Source organism: Cobetia sp., assembly GCF_983723665.1.
Genome location: NZ_CFDJES010000196.1, coordinates 1 through 4,077 on the forward strand (window position 1 = coordinate 1; position 4,077 = coordinate 4,077).

Sequence of the window (4,077 nt, forward strand, 5' to 3'; positions counted from 1 at the left end):
GCAGCATGACAATCACCATGACTGGTTCACCTTCACGCTGTATTTCCCCGAGAGTGGCATCTGGGTCACGGCGGCCCAGCGTGAAGATGTGCGCGATGAACTGACCGGCCAGATTGCGTTGCACAACGTGCTGGCGCTGGTGGTCGGGTTGCTCGTGATCGCCTTGCTGATCGGTGTGGCGGTCTCGCGGGGGTTTCGTCCCGTCTTGCGCATCAGTCATCAGATCACGGCCCGTCAACCCGGGTACCTTGAGCCGTTGGATGCCAGCGAGGCGCCGGACGAGATACGCGGCATGGTGGATGCCCTCAATGGGTTGCTGGCGCGTCTGGCGGACACCCTCGACAAGGAGCGGCGCTTCACGGCCAATGCCGCCCACGAATTGCGGACTCCCCTGGCGGGCATCAAGGTGCATGCCCAGAATCTGGAGGCCGATGCCAGGGATGAGGCCTCGCGGCGCTCGGCACGCATGATCGTGGATGGCGTCAATCGCATGACGCGGGTAGTGGAGCAGCTGTTGACCCTGTCACGACTGGAAAGCGGGGCAGAGGCACCGCGTCGTCCGGTCGATCTCGCCCAGCTGACCCATGAGCTGGCGCGGGACCTGGGCCCCATGGCACGCCAGCGAGGCATCATGCTGCATGTCGAGGTTGCCCCCGGCGCGCAGTTGGTCAGTCATGAGAACGGCCTCTACGTGCTGCTGCGCAATCTGCTCGACAATGCGCTGCGCTATACGCCAGAAGGCGGAGAGGTGCATCTGGATATCCGCCGCGACGACGCTGGATGGCGCATGGAAGTGGCCGATACGGGCCCCGGAATCCCGCTGCGTGAACGCGAGCGCGTCTTTGAACGCTTCGTGCGTCTGGCCGGCCAAAAGACTCAAGGCTCGGGGCTGGGCCTTTCCATCGTGCGCGAGCTCGCTGAACGTCTAGGCGCAGAGCTTGCGCTGAAGGAGAGTCCCTTGGGGACGCCGCAGGCCCCGGGGCTGCTGGTACAGGTTCGCTTCCTGTCATAGCAGGTCCACCTCTCGTCGTGAATAGCGCCTGGCGGCCGGGTTGCGTCAGCGGATGCAACGATTGCGTCGAATGCATCATGCGGCTGTGATATTGGCTGGCGCTCGATAATGCCAGTGGGGAGTGCAACTCGGCGATGGTCGGGTGGTAAAGACGGCTAGATTAGCGCTATCTTCATTATATGTTGCAGAGCAGCATGACATTCCCCTCTGTCAGGAGATTCGCATGAGTGAACAACAGTCTTCCCCTGTCCGTGTTGCACTGGTGACCGGCACCGCCAGTGGTATCGGCGCCGCCATCATGCAGGCGATGTGCGATGCTGGGCATCAGGTGCTGGCGGTCGATTTCAGTGATGAGGGGGCAGAGGTCGCCGATAAGGCAGGGGCTGCCTTCTTCAAGGCCGACCTGACGGATGCCGAGCAGTGTCGCGCGGCGGTGAATGAAGCCGTATCACGTTTCGGTCGCCTCGATATCCTGGTTAACAATGCCGGCATCCAGCATGTCGAGCGCATCAAGGACTTCCCCGAAGCCAAGTGGAACCAGATCATCGCCTTGATGCTGAGTGCGCCATTCACGCTGATCCAGGCGGCATGGCCGCACATGGAGAAGAATGGCTATGGGCGCATCGTCAACATGGCATCCATCCACGCCCATGTCGCGTCACCGGGCAAGGCGGCCTACGTTAGTGCCAAGCATGGCCTGATGGGGCTGACCAGAACCGCTGCGCTGGAAGGGGGCGAAAGCGGCATCACCGCCAATGCCATCTGCCCGGCCTATGTGCGCACGCCGCTGGTCGACAAGCAGATCGCCGAGCAGGCCAAGCTCAATGACATGCCCGAAGATGAAGTGATCGAGAAGATCATGCTCAAGGGCGCGGCGATCAAGCACATGATCGATCCCTCCGAAGTGGCGGACATGGCGGTGTGGCTGGCCTCCGACAAGGCAGGCTCAGTGACCGGCTCCAGCTTCAACATGGACCTGGGGTGGACGGCGCAGTAACGGCGTACCCTTGAGTATCGGCTCATTCCAGGCAGCACAGAGACACGAAGCCCTCACCATCGATTCGCGCTTGCGAGCGAGGATGGTGAGGGCTTTTGCTTGGCCGGCAGCGAAGTGTCGCCTGGGATTCAGACTACGTCAGCGGCGCTGTCTCAGCGCTTGACCGGCCGCTTCTGCAGCTTGCGTTGCAGAGTTCGGCGGTGCATGCCCAGGGCGCGGGCAGTGGAGGAGATGTTGCCATCGTGCTCGTTGAGCACCTTCTGGATGTGCTCCCAGGTCAGGCGGTTGACCGACGGCGGGTTGTCGGAGATCTCGGCGGCAGGGTCGCCGACTTCGCGGTTGAAGGCGTTGAGAATCTCGTCGGCATCGGCGGGCTTGCACAGGTAGTTGACCGCGCCGAGCTTGATGGCTTCCACCGCGGTGGCGATGCTGGAATAGCCGGTCAGCACCACGATACGCGTGTCAGGCAGCAGGGCGATCAGCTCGGGCAGCAGCTTGAGGCCGGAGCTCTGCTCGAGCTTCAGGTCGAGCGTGACCAGCTCCGGGCGGTGGCTGCGTGCCACGCTGAGTGCCTGGGCTTCATCACGGGCCACTTCCACTTCATAGCCGCGGCGCGTCATGGCGCGCGCCGTGACCTGGCAGAAGAATTCATCATCGTCGATGATCAGCAGTCGGGTTGCATCGCTCATCAGGGTTCTCGCTTGGGCGGTCTTTGCCGCCATCATGTCAGATGAATGGGGAGGCGCACTTCCGTCAAGGTGCCGCCATCTTCGTGGTTGTACAGACTGACGCCGCCACCGAACCGATTGATGGTGGCATGCGTGAGGAACAGGCCGATGCCCATGCCCTTGGATTTGGTGGAGATGAAGGTCTCGCCGAGCTGATCCGCCACCGCCATGGGCACGCCATCGCCATGATCGCGGATGTCGATCAGCACTTCCTGATCGCGTTGCTCCAGGGTGATCTCGATATCATCCGGGCAGGCGTCGGCGGCATTGTTGAGCAGGTTCATCAGCGCCTGCTCAAGCGTGGTGTCCACCAGCATGGAGGCCTGTTCAGCGCCGGGCGTCACCTCGACGCTATGCTGCACGTCCGGGCGTACCACCAGCCAGCGCTGCACGATTTCCTCCAGCCACTGGGCGGCATTGATGGGTTGGGGCTGTTCCATGCGACGGCGGTCGGCCGCGGCTACCATCGCCTGCAGGCGTTGCTTGCAGGTGTCGACCTGACTGCGCAGCAGGGCAAGATCATCCTCCAGCTGAGGGTCATTCCTGTCCTTGGCATCCTCGCGCATCTCGCTCAGCAGCACTGCCATGGTGGAGAGCGGGGTGCCCAGCTCATGCGCGGTGCCAGCGGCCTGACTGGCCACCGCCAATACCTGCTCGCTGCGCAGGGCGGCCTCACGCGTGGTGGACAGCGCCTGATCCCGGGTGCGCAGGGCATGGGCCATCTTGTAGATGAAGTAGGTCACCAGCGACGCCGACAGGCCGAAGTTCAGCCACATGCCGATGACATGCAGGCTGATGCGTCCACCCAGCTCATAGGTCGCCAGCTGCGGCACCGGCTCATAGAACACCATCAGGAAGCTGTAACAGCCCATGCCAACGGCGGCAATCACCCAGGCATAACGCCACGGGAGCGTTGCGGCCGCCATGGTCACCGGCACCAGATAATAGGGCACGAAGGGGTTGGTGGAGCCACCGGTATGGAAGAACAGCATCGTCAGACCGGCGATATCCACCAGCAGGTGAATCAGGTTCTCGGTGTCGGTGACGGGATGCGACTGCCCGAGGCGCCACCAGGTCGCGACATTAACCAGCCCCATCGCGATGATGATCGAGATGACGGGCAGCACATTGAGCTGAAAGCCGATGATCTCGAGCCCGAAGATGATCAGGATGAGAAAGCCGGTCCAGGTGATGCCGCGCGCGATGGTCAGACGAATGAGATTCCGGTGCGGCGTGGACAGTGGTGGCGGTAGCGGCTGATTCATGACAACTCCTGCGAGGAATGCGGCCATGATAGTGAATAAGGCTCATAAAGTGCAGCCCTGACGGCCAGTTAGCGC

Annotated in this window: 4 protein-coding genes; 2 read left to right on the plus strand and 2 right to left on the minus strand. The window is 62.4% G+C overall.

Annotation, left to right across the window (positions count from 1 at the left end):
* Both AC4FAH_RS13645 and AC4FAH_RS13650 read left to right on the plus strand, forming a co-directional pair.
* The coding region (locus AC4FAH_RS13645; protein WP_490246218.1) for an ATP-binding protein at positions 1-1,012 on the plus strand (1,012 nt) is incomplete at its 5' end.
* Between the two features lie 223 nt (positions 1,013-1,235).
* A complete protein-coding gene (locus AC4FAH_RS13650) occupies positions 1,236-2,009 on the plus strand; it encodes a 3-hydroxybutyrate dehydrogenase (protein WP_213115266.1) in 774 nt (257 codons plus the stop codon).
* Positions 2,010-2,161: 152 nt separating this feature from the next.
* Here AC4FAH_RS13650 and AC4FAH_RS13655 read toward each other — a convergent pair whose 3' ends face one another.
* Complete coding sequence (locus AC4FAH_RS13655) at positions 2,162-2,698, minus strand: response regulator transcription factor (protein WP_213115265.1); 537 nt, start codon at positions 2,696-2,698, stop codon at positions 2,162-2,164.
* A gap of 32 nt (positions 2,699-2,730) precedes the next feature.
* The gene (locus AC4FAH_RS13660) at positions 2,731-4,002 is read right to left on the minus strand and encodes an ATP-binding protein (protein ID WP_490246219.1); all 1,272 of its coding nucleotides are present in this window, start codon (positions 4,000-4,002) and stop codon (positions 2,731-2,733) included.
* Positions 4,003-4,077 lie beyond the last annotated feature (75 nt).

Bases quoted from the DNA above. Each gene is read 5' to 3' on its own strand.
- AC4FAH_RS13650 (WP_213115266.1), top strand. From the start codon at position 1,236: ATGAGTGAACAACAGTCTTCCCCTGTCCGTGTTGCACTGGTGACCGGC.
- AC4FAH_RS13655 (WP_213115265.1), bottom strand. From the start codon at position 2,698: ATGAGCGATGCAACCCGACTGCTGATCATCGACGATGATGAATTCTTC.
- AC4FAH_RS13660 (WP_490246219.1), bottom strand. From the start codon at position 4,002: ATGAATCAGCCGCTACCGCCACCACTGTCCACGCCGCACCGGAATCTC.